2 protein-coding genes and 1 pseudogene are annotated in these 2,352 nt (G+C 43.3%); 2 read left to right on the top strand and 1 reads right to left on the bottom strand.

Translation table 11 applies throughout. The features are described from left to right. Both AB4496_RS00015 and AB4496_RS00010 read left to right on the top strand, forming a co-directional pair. Window positions 1-241, top strand: a pseudogene (locus AB4496_RS00015) (LysR family transcriptional regulator); the annotation flags it as partial. A 136-nt stretch (window positions 242-377) separates the two neighbouring features. Beyond that, window positions 378-1,415, top strand: coding sequence for a linear amide C-N hydrolase (locus AB4496_RS00010; RefSeq protein WP_009844918.1), 1,038 nt, complete (start codon window positions 378-380; stop codon window positions 1,413-1,415). A 148-nt stretch (window positions 1,416-1,563) separates the two neighbouring features. On the opposite strand, the gene AB4496_RS00005 is transcribed toward AB4496_RS00010, so the two are convergent. Further along, on the bottom strand, window positions 1,564-2,352 hold a 789-nt coding region (locus AB4496_RS00005), incomplete at its 5' end, for a LysR family transcriptional regulator (protein WP_372130460.1).

The following is a 2,352-nucleotide window of genomic DNA, read 5'->3' as shown; positions in this document are numbered from 1 at the left end:
GTACCACCTAGTCAGCAATAACGACCTCTTATTAGAATTGGTAAAACATGACGGTTGGGCAATCATGAGTACCGATCTAGCAAAGCCCCTAGTCCAGCGCGGCGAGTTGGTAGCTCTCCAAGTAAAACAGGTCGCAAATCATTTTAATTTTGGACTAACCTTGTATTACCCAGTATCAATGGGTAACAAAGAACCACTACCTACAATCAAGAAAATCACTCAAGCACACTTCGCCCCATAGTTATATTAATGGGTTAGGTAACAATATTAACGTGTTATCTAGCCATATTGATGGATTTTAACCCGCATATGTGAATTTTTCGTTTCTAGATTCAATGTCATGATGATTGCGTTCTCAAATTACAAAGGCATTCATCATGAATAAGAAAATTTTATCTACCGCTATTATTGCTACCTTCTCTATGGGCGTTGTTACTGCCGCCGAAGCATGTACCCGCTTGCTTTGGGATACACAAGATCAAGGCACATTCGTTTCACGTACAGTGGACTGGTCAGAACCAACCAACGTCCACCTCGTCAACATTCCAAAAAACAGCGCTTACCTTACCCACTTAAATAACTCTAACCAAGTAACCTCTAAATATGATGTCACTGGATTAACAACTTATGGGCAAATTACTGATGGTATGAATAGTGAAGGGCTTAGTGGTAATGTGCTGTACGACCGAAACATGGATACAGATGACTCAACGCAAGCTGACGACTTAGGTACGCTGACCTACCTTAAACATGTTTTATCGCAGTTTAGTACTGTTGAAGAGGCCGTTAAATTCGTTGAAAAATCGCAACCTGCCATTGAATTCGTACCCGGTATTCCCGTTAGAATTGCTCTGCACATTAGCCTTCAAGACACATCGGGTGACTCAGCAATTATAGAATTTAGAGCAGAAGGACCTCGAGTATGGCATGGCGCGGAATACACCGTAATGACCAACCAACCCGATTACGACCAACATCTGGCCAATGTAGAACGCTCTAAACGCGGTTGGGGGCCAAAAGAAGCACAATACTCACAAACCAACTTAGGGACTGGCGGTAATGCCAACCCAGAAGACAGGTTTGTACATTCAAGTTACTACATGGAACACCTTACGGAGCCGAGCAGCGTGATCAACGGTATGGTCAAACTGGACTCGCTTACTTACAAGATCCCACATGATGCGCCAATTGCACCCATTGATGGTGTGATGTCTGGCTACGCGACGGAATACGCTGTTAACTATCACCTACAAACAGGAGAAACGTTGCTTCGCTATCAGTGGGGAGATGACTTCACTCAGCTTCAATACAACATGCGAGATATCCAAGAATCTGGAAAAGCGATCAGCTTCCAGTTAATCCAGCCGGGTTTGATTGGAGATGTGACTGAAACGATCATTAAATCTGCAAACTAATCAAACTAAGCACGCGTAAACCTGAGACAAAGGCCACTTGGCCTTTGTCCTATTCATAATCAACACTCCGCTTCAACCAGAGTGCATCTACCGCGCTCTCACTCTCAACTTATATTAAGTACCTTTCAAAGCGATACTAAAGTTGGGTCTACAAATTCTTAGTTGCGTAACCCTTCAGTACTTCAACCAAACCTTTATACACATTGGTATTTTCAAAACTCGTTGGATAGAAGAATGAGAGCCCGAACTTCGCGCTGTGTGAAAGCAACTCATTGAACTCTATTCGGCGTAGCTGCTTCGTGTTCACCGCTTCGGTCGCTAAGCTTTTTGGAAGTAACGCCCAGCCATTCACTTTCACTAACTCCAGTAACATATCGTTATTACTAACGGTGCGAAAATACGGTGATATGCCCAACCACTCTGGCATGGTTTTGCTTTGGTTTTCACTGATGTATTGCGTTTCTAATTGAAGATCTTCAAGTCGAATCTCACCGATTTTGAACAAAGGACTATCAATCCGTGCGTAGGCAGCAATATCACCGTCACCAAGTTTGATGGCGCTGATTGGGTATTCCGACATGTTTTCCATTCGGTGCTGCATGATCGCAACTTTGTTGTGCGCTTGTGTCACATCAACCAAGATCTCATCTCGATTTCGATGCAGCCAATTGAGCACCATGTCCGGGTGAGCCTTCAAAACATGCTGTTCTATCTCCACCACTAAATCGTTGGGCATCAGAGTATCGTGATAGAAATCTAAACGGGTCAGTTCTTGTTGGTAAGCATTCATCATTCTTAGATGCAATCGCTCACTGTTTTGCACCAACAATTTTGACTGCTTATAAATAGAACGTGCAAAGCTGGTTGGTACCGCCTTTTTTCCTTCAATCGTAAATAAAATGGTTCGATAGCTGTCTTCTAACGCTTTCACTTGTTC

Origin of the sequence: Vibrio sp. 10N.222.46.A1 (assembly GCF_041473595.1) — a bacterium.
GTDB classification, from domain to species: Bacteria; Pseudomonadota; Gammaproteobacteria; order Enterobacterales; family Vibrionaceae; genus Vibrio; species Vibrio tasmaniensis_A.
The sequence above is the reverse complement of the archived record's forward strand: the minus strand, read 5'-3'. Positions and strand labels throughout refer to the sequence as shown.

What these genes read in the sequence shown, in the direction of transcription:
- AB4496_RS00010 (WP_009844918.1), top strand. Translation starts at nt 378, where the DNA reads ATGAATAAGAAAATTTTATCTACCGCTATTATTGCTACCTTCTCTATG.